At 60.7% G+C, this 23,821-nt stretch carries 17 protein-coding genes and 2 pseudogenes; 12 read left to right on the forward strand and 7 right to left on the reverse strand.

Features of this window, described 5'->3' with window-relative positions; genetic code table 11:
* Positions 1–66 precede the first annotated feature (66 nt).
* The 7 genes from AC0NID_RS30160 to AC0NID_RS30190 all read left to right on the forward strand — a co-directional run bounded on the left by AC0NID_RS30160 (position 67) and on the right by AC0NID_RS30190 (position 7,534).
* Positions 67–930, forward strand: a complete 864-nt coding sequence (locus AC0NID_RS30160; protein ID WP_473458110.1) for a sugar phosphate isomerase/epimerase family protein — start codon at positions 67–69, stop codon at positions 928–930.
* Positions 931–1,197: 267 nt separating this feature from the next.
* The gene (locus AC0NID_RS30165) at positions 1,198–2,076 is read left to right on the forward strand and encodes an ABC transporter permease (RefSeq protein ID WP_473458109.1); all 879 of its coding nucleotides are present in this window, start codon (positions 1,198–1,200) and stop codon (positions 2,074–2,076) included.
* Between the two features lie 2 nt (positions 2,077–2,078).
* Positions 2,079–2,882 (forward strand): ABC transporter permease, encoded by an 804-nt coding sequence (locus AC0NID_RS30170; protein WP_473458108.1) that lies wholly within the window; start codon positions 2,079–2,081, stop codon positions 2,880–2,882.
* On the forward strand, positions 2,879–3,964 hold the full coding sequence (locus AC0NID_RS30175; RefSeq protein ID WP_473458107.1) for an ABC transporter ATP-binding protein: 1,086 nt from the start codon (positions 2,879–2,881) through the stop codon (positions 3,962–3,964). The genes AC0NID_RS30170 and AC0NID_RS30175 overlap by 4 nt, the downstream gene beginning before the upstream one ends.
* 159 nt (positions 3,965–4,123) lie before the next feature.
* Positions 4,124–5,263: an ABC transporter substrate-binding protein gene (locus AC0NID_RS30180; protein WP_473458106.1), complete on the forward strand. Its 1,140-nt coding sequence runs from the start codon at positions 4,124–4,126 to the stop codon at positions 5,261–5,263.
* Positions 5,264–5,372: 109 nt separating this feature from the next.
* Entirely contained in the window at positions 5,373–6,968 is a 1,596-nt protein-coding gene (locus AC0NID_RS30185; protein ID WP_473458105.1) for a GMC family oxidoreductase, read from the forward strand.
* 32 nt (positions 6,969–7,000) lie between these two features.
* Positions 7,001–7,534 carry a VOC family protein gene (locus tag AC0NID_RS30190; RefSeq protein WP_473458104.1) on the forward strand — a complete coding sequence of 178 codons (534 nt, stop codon included), beginning with the start codon at positions 7,001–7,003 and terminating at the stop codon, positions 7,532–7,534.
* Positions 7,535–7,693: 159 nt separating this feature from the next.
* On the opposite strand, the pseudogene AC0NID_RS30195 reads toward AC0NID_RS30190, so the two are convergent.
* The 6 genes and pseudogenes from AC0NID_RS30195 to AC0NID_RS30220 form a co-directional block, all read right to left on the reverse strand.
* Positions 7,694–8,253 (reverse strand): annotated as a pseudogene (locus AC0NID_RS30195) (SDR family oxidoreductase).
* Positions 8,240–8,476, reverse strand: a pseudogene (locus AC0NID_RS30200) (SDR family NAD(P)-dependent oxidoreductase); the annotation flags it as partial. The pseudogenes AC0NID_RS30195 and AC0NID_RS30200, both read right to left, overlap by 14 nt.
* Positions 8,473–9,381, reverse strand: coding sequence for an aminotransferase class IV (locus tag AC0NID_RS30205; protein ID WP_473458103.1), 909 nt, complete (start codon positions 9,379–9,381; stop codon positions 8,473–8,475). The pseudogene AC0NID_RS30200 and the gene AC0NID_RS30205, both read right to left, overlap by 4 nt.
* Positions 9,382–9,438: 57 nt before the next feature.
* Positions 9,439–11,253 carry a hydantoinase B/oxoprolinase family protein gene (locus AC0NID_RS30210; protein ID WP_473458102.1) on the reverse strand — a complete coding sequence of 605 codons (1,815 nt, stop codon included), beginning with the start codon at positions 11,251–11,253 and terminating at the stop codon, positions 9,439–9,441.
* 12 nt (positions 11,254–11,265) lie between these two features.
* On the reverse strand, positions 11,266–13,368 hold the full coding sequence (locus AC0NID_RS30215) for a hydantoinase/oxoprolinase family protein (RefSeq protein ID WP_473458101.1): 2,103 nt from the start codon (positions 13,366–13,368) through the stop codon (positions 11,266–11,268).
* 84 nt (positions 13,369–13,452) lie between these two features.
* A complete protein-coding gene (locus tag AC0NID_RS30220; RefSeq protein WP_473458100.1) occupies positions 13,453–14,568 on the reverse strand; it encodes a LacI family DNA-binding transcriptional regulator in 1,116 nt (371 codons plus the stop codon).
* A gap of 462 nt (positions 14,569–15,030) precedes the next feature.
* On the opposite strand from AC0NID_RS30220, the gene AC0NID_RS30225 reads away from it, so the two are divergent.
* From AC0NID_RS30225 to AC0NID_RS30240, 4 genes are all read left to right on the forward strand, one after another.
* Entirely contained in the window at positions 15,031–15,960 is a 930-nt protein-coding gene (locus AC0NID_RS30225) for a sugar ABC transporter substrate-binding protein (protein WP_473458099.1), read from the forward strand.
* Between the two features lie 73 nt (positions 15,961–16,033).
* Positions 16,034–17,572: a sugar ABC transporter ATP-binding protein gene (locus AC0NID_RS30230; RefSeq protein WP_473458098.1), complete on the forward strand. Its 1,539-nt coding sequence runs from the start codon at positions 16,034–16,036 to the stop codon at positions 17,570–17,572.
* Positions 17,573–17,595: 23 nt separating this feature from the next.
* On the forward strand, positions 17,596–18,621 hold the full coding sequence (locus AC0NID_RS30235; protein ID WP_473458097.1) for an ABC transporter permease: 1,026 nt from the start codon (positions 17,596–17,598) through the stop codon (positions 18,619–18,621).
* 1,165 nt (positions 18,622–19,786) lie between these two features.
* Positions 19,787–20,986, forward strand: a complete 1,200-nt coding sequence (locus AC0NID_RS30240) for an IS256 family transposase (protein ID WP_473459523.1) — start codon at positions 19,787–19,789, stop codon at positions 20,984–20,986.
* 162 nt (positions 20,987–21,148) lie between these two features.
* On the opposite strand, the gene AC0NID_RS30245 is transcribed toward AC0NID_RS30240, so the two are convergent.
* A complete protein-coding gene (locus AC0NID_RS30245) occupies positions 21,149–22,189 on the reverse strand; it encodes an IS110 family RNA-guided transposase (protein ID WP_474033366.1) in 1,041 nt (346 codons plus the stop codon).
* Between the two features lie 175 nt (positions 22,190–22,364).
* Here AC0NID_RS30245 and AC0NID_RS30250 point away from each other — a divergent pair, with 175 nt between their 5' ends.
* The gene (locus AC0NID_RS30250) at positions 22,365–23,474 is read left to right on the forward strand and encodes an IS110 family RNA-guided transposase (RefSeq protein WP_474033367.1); all 1,110 of its coding nucleotides are present in this window, start codon (positions 22,365–22,367) and stop codon (positions 23,472–23,474) included.
* The last annotated feature ends 347 nt before the right edge of the window (positions 23,475–23,821 follow it).

The raw sequence follows: 23,821 nt of genomic DNA on the forward strand, positions 1-23,821 counted from the left end.
TGTGCAGACGTGTCAATTGGCGCGGTCCGGCAGGGCGCCGAACGTCCGGTCAGCAGGAGCACGATCTTGGTAGGCACCGTCAACTCGACCATGATGCCGTTTTCCAACGTGGCGCACCTGCCCTTCGCGGAAAAACTGCGGGCGACGCGGTTGGCCGGATTCGGCGAACTTTCGCTGATGCCCCTGGAGGTCGAGCGCCTGCTGGAAGGCGGCATGAGTTTTGCCGAGATGAAGTCGCGCGCGGCCGACCATGGCGTCGCGATCACCCGGCTCGATCCGCTCAACACCTGGCCGCGCATCTGGCGTCCCGACAACATGGACGACGCCTATATCCGCACTGTCGACACGACACCGGACGCCTTCTTTCGGCTGACCGATGGACTGGGTTGCACGCATATGAGCCTGAATGCCACGTTCCCGTTGAATGCCATGTCGATCGACGAGATCACCGAGCATTACGCCGACATCTGCCGTCGCGCCGCGGCGCATGGTATCACCTGCGACCTCGAATTCATCCCGCTGTGGGGCGTGCCGACGCTGGATATGGCCTGGCAAATCGTCAGCGCCGCGGACCAGCCGAATTCCGGTCTGGTTTTCGATGTCTGGCATTTCGTGCGGAGTGGCTCGAAGCTCGATACGCTTCGACGGCTTCCTGGCGACATCGTCCACTGTCTGCAGTTGAACGACGGCCCGCTCCACCTCCCAGCCGACGTCTCCATCAAGGACGACTGCTACAACAGGCTCTTTCCCGGGGACGGCGACTTTCCCAACGCGCAGATCATCCGGATCCTGGCCCAAGGCGGCGGTCTGAACCAGGTCGGACCGGAGGTCTTTTCCCCGATGCTGGCAGCCATGTCGGCCGACGAGGTCGCGGCCAAATCCTCGGTCTCGATCGCTGCCGCACTCGATGCGGCCGGCGTGAACGCCTGACGGCTTCTCTGTCCCAGCGCTGATGCTCGATTTGGAAGCGATACTTCGCGCATCGTGCGCAACATCGCTTCATGAAACCCTGTCGTGCGAAATTGTTAGCCGGCCCGAAACTGCGGACTATCACCTGGCAAGAGCAGGCGACTGGTCGATCGATCTGACGACCTGCCGACGGGAACCACGAAGGCGCCGTTGATCGGCGCGGACAGCAGCGGACGGAGCCGGCTCGAAAGGCCGGGCGATGGACGAAGCTTTGCGGGAGTGCTGCGAATGAGCCTATCACGCACGAGGACGGGAGCATTGCTGGCCACGCCGGCGATACTCTACATGCTCGTCTTCTTCGTCGTGCCGAGCCTGATCCTGTTCGCCTATAGCTTCTGGTCGTCTGCGTCCTATCGGATCGTGCCGGACTTCCAGTTCCAGAACTATCTCGGCTCGCTGGCCTCGCCGGTCTTCTGGAAAGTCACCTTCAACGCCATCCGCATCGGCCTTTTCACCGCCACGGTCACGCTGATCCTGTCGATCCCGGTCGGTTACTACCTGGTCTATGTCAGCCGTTCGCAGACCATCCTCTATCTCATCCTCATCACGTGGTTCTCGAGCTATCTGGTGCGCATTTACGCCTGGCGCACGCTGCTTGGCACGAGTGGCGTGCTCAACACTGTGCTCCTGCAGCTCGGTGTCATCGATCACCCGGTCTCGGCTTTTCTGTTCAGCCCCTTCGCGGTGACGATCACGCTGGTCCATATCTACTTGCCGTTCTGCATCCTACTGGTCGTGTCCTCGCTGAGTGAGATCAAGCGCGACCTGGTCGATGCGGCGCGTGACCTGGGCACTTCCTCCATCGGCGCATTCTTCAAGGTCATTGCGCCCAATGCTGCCAACGGCCTGGTCGGAGCCTTCATGCTGACCTTCATCCTTGTAGCGGGCGACTACGTGACGCCGCAGATGCTGGGCGGCTCGTCGGGACAAACCACCGGCCTCCTGATCGCTGACCAGTTCCGCAAGACAGGCAACTGGCCGCTCGGCGCAGCGCAGGCTTTCCTGATGTTCGGCGTCTCGATCATCCTCTACGGCGTCATCACGGTGCTTGGCCGCGCCACCGGCCTGATCGTCAAGCGGCGGGCGAAAACCGAACGGGAGATCTGACTGTGCTGTTGCGGATCATCGTCTGGGCCATCCTGGCCTTTCTGCTCGCCCCGCTGTTGATCATCGTGCTGTTCTCGTTCCACGCATCGCCAGCCCTGTCCTTCCCCTTCGCGGGATTTTCGCTGCGTTGGTACGAGGAGCTGTTCGGCAATGCGCAACTGGCCTCTGCGGTCATCAAGAGCCTGACGATCGCTCTACTCGCCGCGCTGGTGACCCTGCTGCTTGGCGCCACGGCGTCGCTGGCCTGGCTGCGCTTCGGCCGCGCCGGCCGCGGCATGATCGAGGCGCTGACCGTGACGCCGATCGCGCTGCCGGGCTTGTTCGTCGGCGTCTCGCTGCTCGTACTCTTCGCGCAGTCGGGCACCCAGCTGTCGACCGCCACGATCGTAATCGCCCATGTCGTCATCGCGATCCCGATCCTGATCGTGGCGATGAAGGCGCGGCTGGCGCTGTTCGACCCCTCTTTGGAGGAGGCCGCGCGTGACCTTGGCGCCTCTCAGATGCAAACCTTTGCCCGCGTTACCCTGCCGCTGATCGCGCCGACCCTGATCGCGTCCTCGATCCTGGCTTTTGCCGTGTCTTTCGATGAGTTCGTGGTCACCTCCTTCGTCGCCGGCACGGAAACGACCCTGCCCATGTACATCTGGTCGATGATGCGCCGCACGGTGACGCCACTCGTCAACGCCATCTCGACGCTCGCCCTCTTCTTCTCGATCGCAATCCTGGTTGCTTCCTGGCTGATCGGTCAGGCCCGTCGGCGCTCCGCGATTGCCGGCCGCCTCGAACAGTTGGAACCTTTGCCATGACCAATCCCAAGACGATCATCGATATCCGCGATGGCAAGAAAGTCTTCGGCAGTTTTACTGCATTGACTGACATCAATCTCTCGATCCGCCAGGGTGAGATCCTGACGCTGCTCGGGCCTTCCGGCTGCGGCAAGACCACGCTGATGCGCCTGATCGCCGGCTTCGAGACGCTGACGGCGGGCGCCATCAGCATCGATGGAAGCGATTGCGCCGCCACGCCGCCGGAACGCCGCCCGGTGAATATGGTTTTCCAGCGCTATGCACTCTTTCCTCATCTCGATGTCTTCGAAAACGTGGCCTTCGGCCTGAAGGTCAAGGGGATGCCCAAGGCCGAGGTCAAGGAGCGGGTGAACCGCATGCTGCATATCGTGCAGCTGGACACTTTCGCCAACCGCTACATCGACGAGATCAGCGGCGGCCAGAGCCAGCGCGTGGCGCTGGCGCGCGCCCTGGTCAACGGTCCCAAGGTGCTCCTGCTGGACGAACCGCTGGCCGCGCTCGACCTCAAGATCCGCCAGCACATGCTGGCCGAGATGAAGCGCATTCACACCGAGACAGGAGCCACCTTCGTCTATGTCACCCATGATCAGGACGAGGCGATGATCCTGTCGGACCGCGTCGTCCTGATGGAAAAAGGCCGCATTGTGCAGATCGACCGGCCCGAAGATATGTATGCCAGGCCGAAATCACTGTTTGCCGCGAAATTCCTCGGCGAGACCAACCTGTTCGATGCAACCGTCAGCGCAGTCAACGGCATCGGCACCACCGCGGTCACGCCCGCCGGCATCCCCTTCATCGGCGCCGAGACCGCGGATCGCCACGTGTCGGAGCGCATTACTGTTTCCATCCGCCCGGAATCCCTGAGTTTCCAGGGTGGCGATGCAGCAGCGCAGTCGGCCGAAGGTACAGTCGAGGATGTCGTCTTCATCGGCAGCCGTTCGTTCTACACTGTGCGCCTCGACGACCAGTCCCCGGTCCGCATCCAGGTGCAGCGCAATGGTCGCCTGGCTTTACCGTCGATTGGCGAGCGCACCCGCGTCTACTGGGACTCGGCCAATGTCGTCATGCTCCCGCATAGCTGACACGGCGCCAGAACTTGTGCATTTCCGGCGAAGGCATTCGCATACTGACGCACACAACGCGCCATGAAGCGCCGGCATTCAACACCATGCGAAATTGTTTCGTGGCCCCGGAGCCAACACAATCAAACTCCTAACGGATCTAAAAAGGGGAATTCGACAATGAGAAAAATCTGGTCCACCGACGAAGTCATGCAGTTTGCAACGAGCCGCCGTTCGTTCCTTGGCGGCGCCACGGCGCTTGCCGGCGGCGCGATGCTCGCGCCCTTCATTCCCAACCTGGCGCATGCCGCCTCAGGCGATCTCCAGATCATGGCCTGGGAAGGCTGGGAGCTGACCGACGAGCTTGCCGACTGGATTTCCAAGAACAATCTTAACGTCGAAGTCTCGGCCATGGGCAACCAGGACGACGTCACCACGAAGTTCAGCGTGCCGAACCCGCCGCCTTTCGACGCTGCCGAATACAACCAAGGCTATGCCGACCTTTATCTCGATGTGCTGAAGGTCACCAAGCCGCTCGACAAGTCCAAACTGCCGAACTACAGCGCCGACAACCTTTTCGACGTCTTCTACGATAAGCCGACCTGGTTCCGGAACGGCGAACTCCATGGCGTACCCTACGCCTGGGGCCTGAACACCATCGTCTACAATCCAAAGATGATGGAAAAACCCACCTCCTATGAGGATCTCCTGAAGCCGGAGCTGAAGGGTAAGATCGTGCTGGTCGACGACACGCTGGTTACCTGGCCGGTCGCGGCTGTGCTGGCGGGCTTCACGACCTTCCCGAACCTCACCAAGGACGAGATGGCCAAGACCTTCGAGCACCTGAAGCTCTATCGCGATCAGGCCCGCACCATCAGCCTGACCTATGGCGACGTGGTGTCGCTGATGGTGTCCGGTGAGGTCGCTGCCTGCTTCGCCGGCTGGACCGGCATCCCGACCGAGACCGCCAAGCAGAATGTCGAGACGATCTATACCATCCCCAAGGAAGGCGCCGCGACCTGGTGCGACGCCTGGTTCATGCCGCCTGGCGCCGATAACGAGGAAGCCGCCTACGAGTTCTTCAACCAGGCGATTTCACCGGAGGTGCAGGCCAAGGTCGTCACCCGCAATGCGGCCGGTGTCGTCTCGTCGAAAGCGGTCGACCTTTTGCCGCCCGAGACCAAGGCGCTGTTCGACTATTCCGACGTCGAAGGCATCTTCAAGGCCGCGCCGCTTCTCGGCATTCCGCCGCTCGAGTCGAACCAGTATGCGACGTATGCCGACTGGGTCGCCGCCTGGAACGAATTCAAGGCGGGCTGAATCCTCCGACACCAAAGCGGAGCGCATCCTCCCAGCGCTACCTGCGAGGCGGCGGCCGTGCCTGCGGCTGCCGCTCCACCGTACAGCTTGTGCAACAGAGGCAGCACCAATGCCAGACTACATCGTCATTGGCGGCGGCTCCGCCGGTTGCGTAGCCGCTTCGCGGCTGTCGGAGGATGCTGGCAGTTCCGTGCTCCTGCTGGAGGAAGGGCCTGAAGATCGGGCCATCGAAATCCATCTGCCGGTGATGGTCTACAAGACCGCGACCGGCAACCTCTTGCAGCGATTTGAACAGGAGCCGACCGCCGAGAACCCAAAGGCCACGCTCCCGACTATGGTGCAGGCGCGCGTGCTGGGCGGCGGCAGTTCCGTCAATGCCATGCTCTATATACGTGGCATTCCGGCGGACTATGACGGCTGGGCCGAACATGGCGCCGAGGGCTGGGCTTACAAGGACGTTCTGCCCTTCTTTCTACGCGCCGAGGACAACGACACGTTGGCGGGCGAGGCGCATGCATCGGGCGGACCGCTGAAGGTATCGTCTCCGCAATATGTCAGTCCGTTGACGCGGACCTGGCTCAGGGCCTGCCAGCAGGCGGGGATCCCCTATGTCGCCGATTTCAACGGCGGCGAACAGGCCGGCTCAGGTCTTTACCAGATCACGGCGCGCAACGGCCGCCGCGCCAGCGCTGCGGTCTGCTATTTGAAGCCGGCGCGCAGTCGGCCGAACCTCAAGGTACAGACTGGCGCCCGGGCTACGCGCATCGTGGTCGAGAACAATCGCACCGTCGGAATTGAATACGTCCAGGGTGGGCGCACGCTCGTCGCACGCGCACAGCGTGAAGTGATATTGTCGGCAGGCGCGATCAACTCGCCTCGCCTGCTGCTGCTTTCCGGCATCGGCCCGGCCGAGCATCTGAAGAAGATCGGCGTCCCCGTCGTGCACGATCTTCCCGGTGTCGGACGCGGTCTGCAGGACCATGTGGATTGCTACCTGATCTATGAGCTGAACGGTCCCCACGGCTACGACAAATACAAGAGGCTGCATTGGAAGGCCTGGGCGGGTCTTCAGTATGCGTTGTTTCGGCAGGGACCTGTCTGCTCCAACATCATCGAGGGCGGCGCCTTCTGGTGGGGCAATGCCGACGATCCGCACCCCGACCTGCAGTATGCCTTCCTGGCCGGCTCGGGCGTCGAGGAGGGTGTGGTAACGGTCGAAAACGGCCATGGCTGCACGCTCAATGTGTGTCAGACTCGGCCGCGGTCGCGTGGGTTCGTCGAGTTGCGTTCGCCAGATCCGTTCGCAGCGCCAAGAATCGTGCCGAACTACCTGTCTGACCCGTACGACCTCGATACGATGGCCGAGGGGGTGCGGCTTGGCCAAGAGATCATGGGACAGCCAGCCCTGAAGCCGATCGTCAAGCGCGAGCAATATCCCGGACGGCTCATGCGCACCAAGGATGATTATCGCGGCTATGTGAAGGAGATGGCGCAGGGCGCACTGCACCCGACCGGCACCTGCCGGATCGGCAGCGATCGCATGGCCGTGGTCGACAGCGAGTTGCGGCTGCACGGCCTCGACGGGCTGCGCGTCGCGGACGCCTCTGTCATGCCGAGTGTGCCTTCAGGCAATACCAACGCTCCATCGATCATGGTCGGTGAGCGCGTCGCCGACTTCATACGTCGCCGCCGCAACGCGCACTGAACCGAGATATTTTCTTATGCAGGAGGCAACAAATGAGCGACAGAAAAGGAATGCCGGGGTTGACCGCCATGGACCATATCGGCCTTGTGGTGCCCGACATGAAGCAGGCGATCGCCTTCTTCGGAGATATCATCGGCTGCGACTTCATCTATTCCGGCGGCTCGATGAAGGACGACAACGGCACCTTCATGCAGGACAAGATGAACGTCCATCCGCGCGCCAACATGAAGGAAGTCGTCTTCATGCGTTGCGGGAACGGCAGCAACATCGAGCTGTTCGACTTCGAGGCGCCCGACCAGAAGCGGGTCTATCCGAGGAACAGCGACATCGGCGGCTACCACCTTTGCTTTTATGTCGAGGATATCGAGGCGGCCGCCGACTATCTGACAGGCAAGGGCGTCAAGGTCTTCGACCGGCCCGAACTCGAAAAGCAAGGACCGGGAGCGGGCGAATCCTGGGTTTATTTCGAGGCACCGTGGGGGTTGCAGATGGAACTGATCAGCTATCCCGACGGCAAGGCATACGAGATGGATGCGCCAAAGCTTCTCTGGAAACCGGCCCGCTAGCGGATGCTCGCAGCATTATGGCGCGGATGTCACATTCGATGAACACCGGTGGATGCACGTGCTCGCTCAGCGATGTCATCGTCGGCACGTAAATCCGCTTTCATTTTTGGATGATAGGGGAGCAAGTCAGACAGGCTGCCCGGAGGTGGCGTCACGCGCTCAAACCGTCACGGTGATGCCGCCGTCGACGAAGAGCGTATGACCGTTGACGAACGAGGAAGCTCCGCTGGCAAGAAACACTGCGGCCCCGATGAGTTCTTCAACATTCCCCATCGACCGGCAGGTGTGCGCCTCTCCAGCCACGTGGAAAACTCGGGATCGTGAACGAGTGCATCGTTGAGCGGCGTCTTGAAATAACCAGGGGCGATGGCGTTGACCTGCAAACCATATTTTGCCCAGTCCGCACACATGCCTCGGGTCAGATTTCTGACCGCCCCTTTAGTCGCTGTGTAGGGCGCGATGCCTGGACGGGCGAGTTCGCTCTGGACTGAGCCGATGTTGATGATCTTCCCGCCGCCGCGGCTGATCATGCTTTTCGCCACGGCTTTGCTGACATGGAAAATGCTGGAGAGATTGGTACGCAGAAGCTCGTCCCATTTGTCTTGCGGAAAATCCTCCAATGCCGTGCGATGCTGCATGCCGGCGTTGTTGAACGAGGATGTCGATTGGGCCGATCGAGCTTTCAATTGCATGGATCCCTCGCCGAGCCGCTGGGGCATCTGTCACGTCGAAGGCCGCCACTTCCACCGACAGGCCATCTTTGATCAGATCGGTAGCGGCGTCCTTCAGTTGTTGTTCGCGGCGACCGTTCAAGACAACACAGGCGCCGTACTCCGCCAGGCCACGGGCAAGCGCCAGGCCGATGCCCTGGCCAGAGCCGGTAACCAACGCGATTTTGCCTTTGATGTCGAAAAGCGATTGCACCGGCACGCCCTCGATCACGAAGCGTACGACACCGGCGTCGCGTGCCAGCCGTTCTTTCGTTTCTCCCAAAAGGCCGCTCTCAACTGCGCGGAGATCGGACCCGGGCGGTCGTTCCCGAGGATCCTTTTTGCAAGTCGGCTTACCGGCATGATGCCGCCAGCCGTCGTCGAGAAAAAGATCTCGTCGGCGGCTTCAAATTCGTTGCGGGAGATATCCCGGACCTCGCAGCGAATTCCAAACTCATCGCAAAGTTCGATTACTGTTTTTCGAGTGATGCCCTCGAGTGCACCATGTTTGGGCGTGATCACCTTTCCACCGATGACGGCGAAGACGTTGAAGCCTGGGCCTTCCGTCACGTTTCCATCGCGATCCAGCAAAATGCAGGTTTCAGCGCCTTGATCGTGCGCCTCGAAATTCCCGCGGGTCAGGTCGCCCCAATGGAAATTCTTGATCGTCGGGTCGAGCGACTCCGGCGCAATTCGCTGCGGAGACGCGATCATCGCGTGCACGCCGCGCTCCTGCTGCTCGGGTGTGAACACCCACACCCAGGGCATGGCATGGCAGATCAGGTAGCTGCGGCCGTTGACGGGATGAAGCGGTACCCCGCGCGGCGGGCGGGAGCGGACACAGTCCATCGCCACATAGGCTTCACGCAAGCCGGTGCGCCTCACCAGTTCGGCAAGAATTTTCTTGATCTCTTCATCGCTTTCCTTCGGATTCATCCGCAGCTTCGTCATCGACGTGCGGAAGCGGTTGATGTGGTCATCGAGCCGAAAGAATGCACCGTAATAGACGCCCACGACATCGTAGGTCACATCTGACCGGCGATAGCCCCATTCGGTGATGCCGAGCTTGCCATCCTTGAGAGGCATGAATTCACCGTCAATGTAAGCCGCACCGGCGGACCAATCGACTTCTGTCATTGCAATTCTCCTTGATCTAAAGGTTTGCGCGGCTGCAAGCGGAGCTTCGGCCGGCGTCTAGACGGCCAACGCCAGTTCGCTCCGGCCGGATCGCAGGATGCGTGTCTGGACGATGTCCAATTCAAGATTGTCGTCTTCCGGAGACCCCTTGACCGCAACTGCGTAGATGTCGCGTGCGCGCTGCACGCTGATCCACCCTTCGGCAAGATCGTCCAGCACGCGCGCCGGATCGCGTTCCTGGGGGGAGCCATATCCACCGCCGCCTGAGGAGTGAGAGATCATGCGCTCGCCCGGCTGCAGCGTAACCCCGTAGCAGGGCGGAAGATCGACGACTGAACCATCGGCCTTGCGCATTGCCGCTCTGGACAGACCACCGGCGCCACCGCCGCGAGCGCCTGCGGCAGGGGTGATCGTGCCATCGGCGGTATAGAGGACGGTCAGGGTATTTCCGCCCCAGGGGCCGTACTCGCTGTAGACCGATGGCGCTCCGCGAAAAGTGCCTGCCCCCTCGGTGTCATTGAGGATATGGCGATCGTAGACGATAATTGGATGATGGAGCTCATCGACCTCAACGCTGTCGATATGGCACATCCCGGCATTGCCGGCATGGATCATGGTGAGAAAGCCGTCGGTGACCGGCGTGCCGGCACCGCCGCTGATGCCGATGTGGACCTGATTGATGAATGGCTCGTCATTGTTGTAGGGATCGCGCCCGGAGATGACACCCATTCCTGGAGGCTGGATCGGACCGGTCGCGGCTTGCCCAAAGCCGGGCGATAGTTCCGCTATCGCGCGCTGCACCGGATTGGTGACGTGGTCGGCGAGATTGGTGGTCGCCACCGAACACGAAGCCGGATGCCTCGGCATGCCGACGCAGCAGTTTTCGCGAACCCGAATGTCAATTCGTCGAAAGCTGCCCGCATTGGCTGTGACATGGTGATCGAGGATTCCGTTGAAAATCCCGATCATCGCCGCGCTCTTGGCGGTCGCCTCCGTAAGATTGAGACCGCAGGGCTGGCAATCAGGGTTATCGCGCAGATCGACAAGAATCCTGGCCTGGGCGGTATCGACTTCAACGTCTACCTTGACGGGAATGCCATCCGGGATACCGGGGAACGGGTCGTGCGCGGATACAAGGACGACACGGCCGGAAGATAGTCTTCCGATCGCCTCGATCATCTTTTGCTCGGAATAGTCAAACCAGCGGGTGGCGTAGCCTTCGAGCATGTCCCAGCCGATCTCGCGGCCAAGGTTGAGAAGCTCGCGTTCGCCGATGCGGACCGATCCGAGGCTTGCAAGAAAATCACCCCACCATTGGTCCGGAACCCGGATACGAGCCTGACACATACGCACGATGTCGTCGTTGGTCTTGTAATCTTCCTGAATCTTCGTGGCAGAAAAGATCAGGGCACCCTCTTCGTACAAATCCTTCACGTCAGCCAGATAGCTGGAAGGACGGGAATTACCGCAGTCTGCCTGGTGTGCCTTGGCCAGCACGAAGAAGCGCAGGACGCCCTCATCGTCGATGACGGGAACGATCATGCAGTGGTCTGCAGCGTGCGAGTTTCCCTCATAGGGACTGTTATGGAGGAAGCAGTCACCGCGCTTGAGGACCGGATGATGGTTGAGGACCGCCTGGCACATCAGATCGGGGCCGATGAGCGTGTGGTTCGGCAGGCTTTCCGCGGCCGCCAGCAGCTTGCAGTCCGCGGTCAGAACGACACATGAGAAATCATGGGCCGTGTTGAGGATCCCGGAGCGAGCGGTTCGAAAAAGTGTGTTTTGCATCTTGCGGGCGATGGTCTCCATGCGGCTGGAAATCATCGCCATCTGAACGCCGTCCGGCGTCGTCGTCGAAATTTGCTCAGACATTGTAGCGCCTCCTTAGAATGTCACACGCAGGCCACCGCTGGCCGTGCGTTCTGCGACTGTGCCCGGATCGATCACGACGGTCGTGAACGACGATTCGACGATGGCGGGGCCGGCAACCGGTTCGCCCGGCTGCATGGCCTCGTAGCGATGAACGGCGACATCGCTCCAACCGAGTTCAGAGAAGTAGACCGGCCGCATCGCGCGGCCGCCGGCAAAATCGCCTTCCGGAGGGAGCGTGCCGGTGGCCCGATCGGTCAGCCTGCATCTGACCTTGGCGCGCCATGTCACGAATTCGACATGGGAATTGCGGTCGCTGATCTCGAAAATGCGCTGGTGGGTGTCGTGAAAGGCATCCGTGACCTGCTTCAAATCATTGTCGCTCTTCACCTGATCAAGCGGGAGAGGAACGTCGATTTCCCAGATCTGATGCGGATACCGCGCCTCCACGGAGTATTCGATCTGGCAGTCGAGAGCCCCGGCGCCGGGTCCTTCCGCGAACTCAAGGCATCGCTTCCTCAGCTCTGCCAGGACCTCGTTGATCTTGTCGCCCGAAAATCTGTCACTGGTTGTAAACTGGAGTTGCGCATAGTCCGACGAAAGCTCCGACATCAGTGCCCCGGCGGCGCTCATCACGGCACCTGCTTCGGGGATGAGGACACCAGCACATTGAAGGCGCCTGGCAACGGCGACCGCATTGAGCCCGGCGGCGCCGCCGCCGCCGATCATAACGGCCGAGGTGGGATCAATGCCTTGGTTGACCGTGATCTCCTCGATCGCTCCGACCATCTTTTCGGTTGAAAGTCTCAGGACGGCGGCAGCGGCTTCCTCCACCTTGATTCCGAGCGGCTCGGCCACCTTCATGCGCAATTGTCGGGTCGCCCCCTCCCGGTCGAGGACCATGGCGCCACCCAGGAAGAAGTTCGGATCGATATAGCCCAGGATCAAGGCGCAGTCGGTGACTGTTGGCTCGGTTCCACCGCGGCCGTATGCGACCGGCCCGGGCGCCGAGCCCGCGCTCTGCGGACCGACCTGCAGAATTCCACCATTGTCGACCCAGGCGATCGAGCCGCCTCCGGCACCGATACTTTTGATATCGACAGATGGAAAGCCGGTCATGTGGCCGCGCGTGCGTTGGCCAATCCAGGTTTCGCGGCTCCAGGGGATGCGTCCGTCACGCACCAGGCTGACATCAAAGGTGGTTCCACCCGTGTCCGCGACAATCGCGACGGCGTTGCCGAAATCGCGTTGTGCGTAGTAACGGCCGGCGACTGGCGCCATCGCCGGTCCCGAATTGATCGAGTGGATCGGAGCGCGTGCAACTGCCGCCGCGTCCATGATGCCGCCGCTTGAGGTAACCATCAGCGTGCGGCCGTTGAAACCGGCATCCTGCAACCTGTTGGTCAAGCCATCGAGATATCTAGACATCAGCGGTTTCAGCGAGGCGTCGATGACGGTCGCGGAAGCTCGACGATATTCGCGCAGCGTTGGATTCAATCGGTGCGAGAGCGTGTATGGAACATCCGGCAGGTGCAGCTTGAGCAGTTCTCCGATCCGCCGCTCATGAACCGGGTTGACAACCGACCACAGGAGGCAAACGCCAACGGCTTCAATTTTCAGCGCCTCCAGCTTTTTGATTGTGGCGATGAAGTCGGTTTCGTTCAGGCTTTCGACGATGTTGCCGCGAGCATCGACGCGTTCATCCACGTCGAACGTATATCGCCGAGGCACATAGGGTTCGGGGTAGGCGACCGTGAAATTGAACGGCTCAATTCGCCCACCCTCGCGCATGAGCAGGATGTCACGATGACCTTTGGTCGTGATGAAGGCTGTTTTCGCCGTCCTGCCGGTGATGATGGCGTTGATGGCCCGGGTGGTGCCGTGCACGAACATGGCACCGCGGTTCAGGAAGTCTCCGAGCTCCAGTCGGTAGTGCCTGGCTGCGAGATCCAGGGCATGGAGCACGCCGCGCACCGGATCGTCAGGCGTCGTCGATGCTTTGAACAGCCTAATCTCGTTGCCATCTTCAACGACAAGGTCGGTGAACGTACCACCGGTGTCGCACGCCATCCTGATATGATTTGCGCTGGGTCTGGTGTGGGTGGCGTGGGTGTCCATAAGGCAAGCCTCTTTCGGGCCGGCGCGGATGCATCCGGCCGGATATGATGGGGTTGTCGGAAGAAAGGCGCTGTTCGGGGGCTGTTATTCCAAGCGTCGTTTTCGGATATGCGTGGCAGCCTCTTCCTGTGGCTTCGCGCATGTATCTCGAATGACGAGTTCAGGCAGAAAGATCGTATCGGAGCCGGCGCTGGTCGGCGCCGCGCTCGGTTTGAGAACGCTCTCGACAGCAGCGGCGGCCATCGCCTCGATAGGCTGACGTATGGTCGTCAGTGCAGGGAATGACAGCTGGCTGACCCAGGCGTCGTCCACGCCAATAATCGACATGTCCTTTGGAACAGCAATGCCGGCGGACCGGAATGTCGCCAGCAGGCCCAGCGCGATCATGTCGTTGAACGCGATGATGGCCGTGGGCCTGGGCGACAGCGCCGCCACATCGGAAGCGGCATCGCGACCGACCTCGACCATCTGGGCGTCTGCGATATCAAGCGCGCTCTGGTGACGCTCCAGCACAACAGCCTGACTGTCATCAAGTTCGCGATCTTTCATCGCTTTCTTGAAACCGGACAACCGCATCACCCGGCTGTGGGTGATGAGGGGATCGGTGACATAGGCAATCCGCCGATGACCAAGGGCAAACAAATGCTCCACAGCCATCGCGATTGCCGCCTCGTGATCGAGATTGACCGTATCAAGCCGAGCAAGCTTCAAATCGAGTCTGTTGGCGTCCACGGCAACGATGGAAAGGTCGCTCCACGCCGAGTAGTAACCCCGCCTGGTGTTCAGGGGCGCGATCGTGATGAGATCGGCAACGCCAACGGCGGCCAGGTTGTCCAGAAACTCCTTCTCGAGCTTCGGGTCGCGCATGGTATTGCACAGATGAACCCTGTAACCCGCCTTTACCGCAGCCTGTTCTATCGAAAACACCATCTGCCCGTTGAAGGGATTGACGATGCTGGGCACGACAAGGGCAATGACCCGCGCTTTACCGGTCTTTAGCTGACGCGCTGCCTGGTTAGGTCGGAAATCGAGTTCGGCAATTGCGGTTGCAATACGTGTCCGGGTCTCCGTTCCGAGCCGGTGGAAACGATTGTTCATGTAATTCGAGACGCTGCTCACGGATATGCCTGCCGCTTTCGCGACGTCCTGAATGGTGACGCGGTCTGCGGCATCTGCGGGTGATCCCCTCTTCGGCGGCATGACGTTCAAATCTCCCAAGGTCCCAGACAACCTCATTCTACGATTCCCGCAGCAGAACGAAACCTCGACAGCCGCGGGTTCAGCCTCGCAGCAACAAATTAAGCAAGATAGTAAAACGATACACCAAAAATCCGAACTGTCAATCGAGAACCCGTCGGAGGCGCCACAGCACAAAGCGCCCAGTATTGCCGGATTTCTGCGGCAATAACTCGAATGCGTCGGAACCACCGTCGTGACGGGGAGTTGACAGATGAAAAAAATTGAGTGTATCGTTTTACCTAATGCAGAAAGCCGAAGAGCTTCGCAGCAGGCTTTACCGGCGCTGACCATGCCTCGCTTAGGCAACGCCACGCCTGAACTTGCATGATCGTTTTTTGCGATGCCGCCGCTAGTCCGCCAGCTACCGGGACGAAGTCGGCAAAGACAAAGCTTTCCATCATCAAAAACCGACGGAGACGGAACATGAAAAAGATCTTGTTGGCTGCCGCCTGTCTAACGCTACTCGGTGTCCCTGCTCAGGCTGAAACCATCGGTTTCAGCATGCAGCGGTTCGACGACAATTTTCTTGCGATTCTTCGCAGCGGCCTGGAGGCACACGCCAAAGGCCTTGGGAACGTGACCTTGTTGATCGAGGATGCGCAGGGCGACATCGCCCGGCAGCAAAGCCAGATCGAGAATTTCATTGCCGCCAAGGTCGACGGGATGATCGTGATTCCGGTCGAGGCCGATGCCGGCGTTGCAATGTCGAAGACCGCCGACAAGGCCGGAATCCCTCTGGTCTTCGCCAACAATCAGCCTTCCAATGTGGACCAACTGCCAGAAAAGCAGGCTTTTGTCGGCTCCGACCAGATCCAGGCAGGTAGTTTGGAGGCGCGCGAGGTCTGTCGCCTGCTGGGCGGCAAGGGTAAGGCCGTGATTCTGATGGGCGAGCTCGGAACCCTGGTTGCGCGTGGCCGCACCGAGGCGGTGCACCAGGTCTTTAAGTCCGACGAATGCAAGGGCATCGAAATCGTCGAAGAGCAGCCGGCGACCTGGTCGCGCACACAAGCGCTCGACCTGACCACAAACTGGCTGTCGGCGGGTCTCAGCTTCAACGCTGTCATCGCAAACAACGACGAGATGGCACTGGGTGCGCTTCAGGCCATCAAGGCAAGCGGCGGATCAACCGGCGATTACGTCGTTGCCGGCATCGATGCGACGCAGGACGCCCTGACAGCCATGAAGTCGGGCGACCTCAAGGTGACCGTTTTCCAGGACGCCATCAGCCAGGGAAAAGGCGCACTCGACACAGTTTTGAAGCTGGCGCGAGGCGAGAAGACCGACAAGAAAGTCTTCACCACGCTCGAACTCGTCACCAAGGACAACATGGACAAATACCTGAAGAGGAATTGATCGCCAGCATCGCGCGCCGGTCATTGCTCGGCGCGCGAACTGTTCCCTTCGATCTGGATTTGGGACGACTTCGATGCAGACCACAGTCGCCGCTACGCCAACACCACCTGGTATTGAGGACAAGCCTCAGCCCTGCCTGCTGAGCGTGACCGGGATCAGCAAGTCCTTTCCGGGCGTGGTGGCTCTCGACGACGTGAGCTTTCAGCTCAGGCGGGGTAGCGTCCATGCACTGATGGGCGAGAACGGCGCGGGCAAATCCACGCTGATGAAGATCCTGGCGGGGATATATCAACCCGATGCGGGAGAGATCCTCCTCGACGGCGTTTCCGCCCAGTTCAAGACGCCGCTCGATGCGCTGGCGCAAGGCGTGGCGATGATCCATCAGGAGTTGAACCTGATGCCCTCGATGACGGTCGCGGAGAACATCTGGATCGGCCGAGAGCCGCGCAACCGATTTGGGATCGTCGACCATCGGCGCATGAATCGTCTGTCCTATGATCTTCTCGCGGAGCTGAAAATCAGTCTGAATCCAGAGACGGAAGTTCGCCATCTGTCGATTGCCAGCAGGCAGATGGTGGAAATCGCGAAGGCGGTTTCCTATCGCTCGCGCGTCCTGATTATGGACGAGCCCACCTCAGCACTGACAGAGCGCGAGTCGGCCCACCTCTTCGAGATAATTGGCGACCTGAGGAACCAGGGCATCGGCATCGTCTACATCTCGCACAAGATGCACGAGATCTTTGAAATATCAGACGAGATCTCCGTTTTTCGAGACGGCAAATATATCGGCACCCATGCGGCGGCTGCCACCAGCCGGAACGAGATCATCCACATGATGGTTGGCAGAGACATCTCAACACTGTTTCCGAAAGGTAACGTTCCAACTGACGAGGTTCTACTTTCGGTTCGGGACCTCACTTTGCGCGGCGTCTTCTCGGGGGTCAATTTCGATCTGCGGGCGGGCGAGATACTGGGCCTGGCCGGCTTGATCGGATCGGGGCGGTCCAACGTTGCCGAGACCATCTTCGGGGTGACGCCCGCCACCAGCGGCGAGATACGGATCGGGGGACAACGCGTCGATTTGCAATCGCCACGCGATGCGATCGCCAGCGGGATGGCCTTCCTGACAGAAGACAGGAAACAAAGCGGCTGTTTTGTCGTCCTCGACGTCCTCGAGAATATGCAGATTGCCGCGCTTCAAAGCCAATTCGTCAAAGCCGGCTTCGTCCAAGGCAAGGTGATTGCCGCGGCCTGTAGCGAGATGAGCAGGACGTTGCGCCTCAAGAGCTCTGGAATCCACACCACGGTCGAAAACCTATCGGGCGGCAACCAGCAGAAGGTGCTGATCGGACGCTGGCTTTTGACCAAACCGGACATCCTTATCCTGGACGAGCCGACACGCGGCATTGACGTTGCTGCCAAAGCCGAGATTCACGCCCTTGTCTCATCACTCGCCAGCGCGGGCGCGGGCGTCATTCTGATTTCCTCGGAGATGCCGGAGATCCTTGGAATGAGCGATCGGATCATGGTGATGCATGAAGGCAAGATTACCGGCGTTCTGGACCGCGATGAGGCGACGCAGGTCAAAATAATGGAACTTGCTTCGAAGTAAGCGAGGAATAGAGGAGCCGTACGATGGGAAAAGAAACAACAGCCGCCGCCATTCCTGTGTACCGTGGCAACTTTGGCAGTTGGCGAAAACCTCAGGAGATCAATATCTTCCTGGTCCTGGTGGGGATCGTTCTCCTGTGCGAGGTGTGCGGCTGGCTTTTGATCGGGCAGAGTTTCGTCTCGAATCCGCAGCGCCTCACGATCACCATTCTCCAGGTGTCCGTGGTCGGCATTATCGCAATCGGCGTGACACAGGTCATCATCACTGGCGGTATCGACCTTTCTTCGGGATCCGTCGTGGCGGCAAGCGCGATGATGGCGGCTGGGTTTGCCCAATCCGCGGAATGGTCGAAGGCGCTTTATCCTTCATTGACCGATCTGCCGGCGATCGTGCCAATGGCCATCGGTGTCCTGATCGGCCTGCTTGCAGGCATAACCAACGGCGTCTTTGTTGCCTATGCCCGAATCCCGCCGTTCATCGCAACGCTCGGAATGATGGTTTCGGCAAGGGGCATCTCGAAATGGTATACAAAAGGCCAGCCCATATCGGGACTGACCGATCAATTCACCGCCATCGGCTCGGCTGCATGGCCGGTGTTTGTCTTCATTGTCGTTGCCATAATCTTCCATGTAGCGCTTCGCTACACCCGCTACGGCAAGTACACCTACGCCATTGGCGCCAACGTCCAGGCAGCGCGGGTCTCCGGCATAGATGTCGAAAAGCATCTGGTTAAAGTGTACGCGATCGCGGGAATGCTCGCCGGGCTCGCCGGCATCGTCACCGCGGCACGCGCGCAGACGGCTCAATCCGGCATGGGATACATGTATGAGCTCGATGCGATTGCCGCGGCCGTGATCGGCGGAACGTCCCTTGCTGGCGGGGTGGGGCGGATAGGGGGCACTGTTATCGGCGTGGTGATCCTGGGCGTGATGTCGTCAGGTTTCACGTTTCTAAGGGTCGACGCCTACTACCAAGAAATCGTCAAAGGCCTGATCATCGTCACGGCCGTGACCATTGATGTCTACCGGAATCGGCAGAAGCGGTTCTAGCCCCGAAGGGTGTCCAATTCAAAAATGCAGTAAAACCCGTTCAGATAAAACTCACCAAGGCAGGGAAGCTCCACAAGCGCAAACAGGCTTGCAGGTCAATCCTGCAAAATTCCTTCGATGGGGATCGAAAATGCGAATCAAAGCGCGGCACAGCTTGGCATTGCACCATTTGGACATTCGCTCATTGACCGAATGCATATCTCAAAGATGGCGATATTTGACCAGGGTTCACGAACTTGCTCGTCGCCTTGTTGACCAATATGGGGCGAGCCGTGCGTCCGATCTTACAAAGAGGGCCGCTGCCAGAGCATCAGGGAGGCGCGGCGCGATCCTCAGGGTCGTTGCAGAGTCAGTGAACGATTTGATGCGCTTGGACATCTATTACCATTGACTGGACTGCTGTGATGCTGCGGCATCATGAGCTAGCCAAAGTTGAAGCTTATGCGCCGCAGCTGGGTCAACGAGGCGCCTGTGGCATTTAGTTTCTTTAGGTTCTGGAGGTAAGGTCGGCTCGCTGAAAGCACGCAGCTTAACTTCTGGCGGTTCGCTTAGAGTGGTCGGCAGTGAATTCGCCCCTAGACGTCATGTTCCAAGGCTGAGATCGGTGGCCCGCCCTTTCGTGCGATTAAGAGACGAGGGTTGCTTCTCTATTCGGCGTGTTGAAGTCAAGCGCTTGTCGAGCTTTCCGCTTCGCCGGTGCGTGACGTCTTTCGCGGGGTCATGCTTCTCTGCGGGATCGGCGCTCGGCCGTCGCCTTGATGGGGATCAGAAGAATGAGGCGGAACAATCTCGGAAGCGTCCTGATCGTTGTGATGCGACCGGTACTGCAACCCTCGCGAACTCACCTCATTCATCGTCCCGCGAAGGACGCTCTTTCCACCCGGCTGGTGGAACCTTATGGGGTGATCCTTGTCACGCTCGCTCTGCGATCATGTTTTCATCTCCGTGTTTGGCCGTCCCCGACCTGGTTTCGGCTCGGCCGGCGCGCGCAGTGGTCGGTCAAGGGTGGCCGAAGGTCAGCGCGCCGCGACTTGCCCTTGACGGATAGTGTCCTGAAGGTTCTGCAAAAAGCTTTGGAGAGAGAACAGCCCTTGCTCTGAGGCGAGGGGCGGCCATGGCACGCTGGTGACGTTACGACCACCGATTCCCGTGGAAGGGGAGTGCCATGACCAAGCCAGACGTTAGACTGAGCAGAGGCGAGTTGAAAGCGTTGCTGTTGTCGGATGAGGACGGCTTCCGCAGAGTTTTGCAGACTGTGGTGCAGGAGGCTTTGGAAGCCGAGATGACGGAGGCGATCGGGGCCGAGAAAGGCGAGCGGAGGGCGGAGCGGGTTGGCTACCGGTCCGGCTATTATGAGCGCAAGCTTGTGACGCGGGTTGGCGTGCTGGAGCTTCGGGTTCCGCAGGATCGGGCCGGCCGGTTCTCGACGGAGTTGTTCGAGCGTTATCAGCGCTCGGAGAAGGCATTGGTGTCGGCGCTGGTCGAGATGTACGTGCAAGGCGTGTCGACGCGCAAGGTCAAGGCGATCACCGAGGAGCTGTGCGGCCATTCCTTCTCGGCCTCGACGGTGAGCGAGGCGACGGCGCGGCTGGATGAAGCGCTGAAGGCGTTCTTTGAGCAGCGGCTTGCCGAACCTTACCCGTACCTCATCCTGGACGCGCGCTATGAGCGGGCGCGCGAGGCCGGCGTGATCGCCAGCCAGGCGGTCTTGGTGGCGATCGGGGTCGACTGGGAGGGCCGGCGCCAGGTGCTCGGTGTCGAACTGGCCAACCGGGAAAGCCATTCGAGCTGGCGCGCGTTCGTGGCAGGGCTCAAGCAGCGCGGGCTCGCCGGCGTCGAGTTCGTCGTCTCCGACGACCATCCGGGGCTCAGGGCAGCGATCCGCGAAGTCCTGCCCGAGGCAGTCTGGCAGCGCTGTTACGTGCACTTCCTCAGAAACGCGCTCGATTATGTGCCGCGCAAGGTCGATGACGATTGCCTGATGGAGCTCAGATGGTTCTATGACCGGCGCGACCTCGCCGAGGTCAAGCGCGACCTGGCGCAGTGGATCGCCAAATGGCAGGCCAAATACCCGAAGCTGGTGGATTGGGTGGAGAACAACATCGAGGAGACGCTGAGCTTCTACCGGCTGCCGCTGCCGCATCACAAGCACATGAAGTCGACGAACATGCTGGAGCGGCTAAACCAGGAGATCAAGCGGCGCACCCTGGTCGTCCGCATCTTCCCCAACCCGCAGAGCTGTCTGCGGCTGGTTCGGGCACTGGCGGTGGAGATCCACGAGAACTGGCTCGAGGCGACCCGCTACCTCAACATGGATCATCTGCGCGAGCACAAGAAGGAGAACTTGAGGGCACTGGCCGCCTGAGACGCGGCCCGCCATGTCCGCCGCTCCGCTAAACACGGGGGCTGCGCGGCGGACACGCCAACGTCACCGCTGAATGCCACGCCATTTTGCAGAACTTGACGCACACAACTCCTTGACGGGCCCACTGCGCGCGCCGGCAGGCTGCAATGGTCGGGCGCACAATCAGGCGGCCTTCGGCATGATGTCTTGTCGCGTCCAACGAAACTCTGTGCCGTCGCGCCACATGCGATGCATGATCACCGCCAGCCGGCGAGCCAATGCGACAATGGCCCTCTGTCGGCCGCGCCGCCTAGCGACATTCATCGCCCACGCCCTCAGCCACGACCATTTCGTCACGCGCGTTAGCAGGGTCTGCGCGGCTTCGTAAAGCAGCGTTCGCATCATGCCATCGCCGCAGCGGGAGATCCGGCCGATGCGGCGGCTTTCGCCCAACTCATGGAGCACCGGCGTCAGCCCCAAGATCTGTCCGACCGCCTTGGAGTTGCGGAAGCGGGCCGGAATGTCGATGGTCGCGGTATAGGCCAGCGCCACCACCGGACCGACGCCCGGTATCGTCGTCAGCCGCCGGCAGACCTCGTTATCCTGGACGATCGCCAGAAGCTTGCGGTGAAGCGCGGCAAAATTCTCGCGCAGCTTGCTGCGCGCCTCGAGCAGCGGCTCGACGATTTCGGCCAGATCGGGCATCCCTTCGGTGAGCTCGCGGATGCGGGGCTCGAACTTGACGGCGCCGACCATCCCAACCTTGAGACCGAAGTTGCGCAACAGCCCGCGGATGTCGTTTTCGATGGCGATCGCCTTATCCTGCAAGAGTTTGCGCGCCATCAGCAGGGCCCGGCGCTTCTGGCTCGTCAGCGTCTTGACATGGACCGGGCGGAACAGGTTGACCCGCATCATCTGGGCAATGCCACGGGCGTCAATGCGGTCGGATTTGTTCGGCTGCGCCTCCAGGAAGGCCTTGGTGTGGCGGGTCTCGATGCAGATCACCGGCAGGCCGGCTTCGGCCAGGCCGCTGAACAGCCATTGCGACAGCGGCCCGGCCTCGAGGCCGATCCGCTCAAAGGTCCAGGCAGGATCCGAGAGCACCCGCACAAGATCCTCGGGATGGCTCGGCACCTTCATCTCCCGGCAGATCTTGCCTGTTTCGTCGACAATGCAAATTGCGGTCTCTTTTACGGAGACATCCAATCCGGCATAATGTTTCATGCTGCGCTTCTCCTTCTGATGCTTGTGGCTGTTCCAACAGACCCACGTCTAACCATCAGCTCGAAGCGCAGCACCTTCAACCTATCCACCATGCATTGTCGCCCGAAGATGAGGCTCAAGCCGAATACCCCATCTCGGATGGGCCGAGCCGATCCTCACGCACGGAGGACGAGCCATGGGAGAGTATAGCGAAGCATTTGTTGCGTTTGATGTAGCCAAGAAGAAGCATGCGGTTGCGATCGCGGAGGGCGACCGCACCGGTGAGGTCCGGTTTGTCGGCGAGGTCGAAAATAGTCCTGCAGCGATAGAGCGGACGATCAAGAAGCTGGGAAAGAAGTATGATCGACTGCACGTCTGCTTCGAGGCCGGGCCGACGGGTTACGGGTTGTGCCGGCAGGTTCGCGATCTTGGTCACGACTGCATGGTGGTTGCGCCGGCCCTGATCCCGAAGCGGTCGGGCGAGCGGATCAAGACGAACCGACGGGACGCGGTCACGCTGGCGCGGCTGCATCGGGCGGGCGAGCTGACTGGAGTGTGGGTGCCGGACGTCGTCCATGAGGCTGTCCGCGATCTGGTTCGGGCCCGGGAAACTGCAGGCGACGATCTGCGCCGTAAACGCCAGCAACTGCTCTCCTTCCTTCTGCGCCATGGCCGGATCTACGAGGGCGGCGGTCATTGGACATTGGCGCACCGGCGCTGGCTTGCCCGCCAGAGCTTCGAGCATACGGCGCAGCAGATTGTCTTCCAGGAGAAGATCGACGCGATCGAGGACGCCGCTCAGCGGCTACGCCGCCTGGACGAGCAGTTGCGCACCATCGTGCCGACCTGGTCCATGGCACGGGTCGTCGAGGCCTATCAGGCGATGCGCGGCGCCTCGTTCCTGGTCGCAGTGATCTTCGCGGCCGAGATCGGGGATGTGCGCCGCTTCGATACGCCGCCGCAGTTGATGGCCTTCCTCGGCCTGGTTCCGGGAGAGCGCTCGACTGGCGATACGGTCCGCCGGTCGAGCCTTACGCTCGCCGGCAATCGACGCGCCCGCCGCGCCTTGGTCGAAGCGGCTTGGACTTACCGCTACCCCGCCAGGGTTAGCGAAGCGCTGAGGCTCCGGCTCGAGGGTCTGCCGAAGGCTGTCCGCGACATCGCCTGGAAGGCGCAAATCAGGCTCTGCACTCGCTATCGCCGGCTGAACGCCGCCGGCAAGAAGCCACCGGTGGTCGTGGCCGCGATCGCACGCGAGATGGCCGCCTTCTTGTGGGCTATCGGTCGGGAGGTCGCACCGTCATAGACAGGTCTCGACCCGACCCGCTGCACAGCGTTGGGGGTGGGGCCACGGTGGGGAACTCCCGTCGCTAGTTATGTGGCCGAGCCAACCCGCTCGACGCCCGCCCTCTAGACAGAGGACAGCCCCGAGACGAAGACACGGAAGGCGGTATCCAACCCGCGGATGAGAGTCTGATCAACCGTCGTCTCTGAGCTCCACCCCCAGCCCTGTGCAGCTTCACCCGATCCAACTGCTTCGCCCACGCCGAGCAGACCATCCGTCTTGCGCTCAGCCTTGACAGGGAACATGAGAGACTAACCAGTTAACCCGACGCTACCCATCGAGGGAACCTATCATATTGATCTCGGTCA

Source organism: Mesorhizobium sp. WSM4821, from assembly GCF_055901555.1.

Coding starts and splice junctions, on each gene's coding strand:
- AC0NID_RS30230 (WP_473458098.1), top strand. CDS start 16,034: ATGCAGACCACAGTCGCCGCTACGCCAACACCACCTGGTATTGAGGAC.
- AC0NID_RS30220 (WP_473458100.1), bottom strand. CDS start 14,568: ATGCCGCCGAAGAGGGGATCACCCGCAGATGCCGCAGACCGCGTCACC.
- AC0NID_RS30165 (WP_473458109.1), top strand. CDS start 1,198: ATGAGCCTATCACGCACGAGGACGGGAGCATTGCTGGCCACGCCGGCG.
- AC0NID_RS30185 (WP_473458105.1), top strand. CDS start 5,373: ATGCCAGACTACATCGTCATTGGCGGCGGCTCCGCCGGTTGCGTAGCC.
- AC0NID_RS30225 (WP_473458099.1), top strand. CDS start 15,031: ATGAAAAAGATCTTGTTGGCTGCCGCCTGTCTAACGCTACTCGGTGTC.
- AC0NID_RS30250 (WP_474033367.1), top strand. CDS start 22,365: ATGGGAGAGTATAGCGAAGCATTTGTTGCGTTTGATGTAGCCAAGAAG.
- AC0NID_RS30240 (WP_473459523.1), top strand. CDS start 19,787: ATGACCAAGCCAGACGTTAGACTGAGCAGAGGCGAGTTGAAAGCGTTG.
- AC0NID_RS30205 (WP_473458103.1), bottom strand. CDS start 9,381: ATGACAGAAGTCGATTGGTCCGCCGGTGCGGCTTACATTGACGGTGAA.
- AC0NID_RS30215 (WP_473458101.1), bottom strand. CDS start 13,368: ATGGACACCCACGCCACCCACACCAGACCCAGCGCAAATCATATCAGG.
- AC0NID_RS30175 (WP_473458107.1), top strand. CDS start 2,879: ATGACCAATCCCAAGACGATCATCGATATCCGCGATGGCAAGAAAGTC.
- AC0NID_RS30180 (WP_473458106.1), top strand. CDS start 4,124: ATGAGAAAAATCTGGTCCACCGACGAAGTCATGCAGTTTGCAACGAGC.
- AC0NID_RS30190 (WP_473458104.1), top strand. CDS start 7,001: ATGAGCGACAGAAAAGGAATGCCGGGGTTGACCGCCATGGACCATATC.
- AC0NID_RS30210 (WP_473458102.1), bottom strand. CDS start 11,253: ATGTCTGAGCAAATTTCGACGACGACGCCGGACGGCGTTCAGATGGCG.
- AC0NID_RS30245 (WP_474033366.1), bottom strand. CDS start 22,189: ATGAAACATTATGCCGGATTGGATGTCTCCGTAAAAGAGACCGCAATT.
- AC0NID_RS30235 (WP_473458097.1), top strand. CDS start 17,596: ATGGGAAAAGAAACAACAGCCGCCGCCATTCCTGTGTACCGTGGCAAC.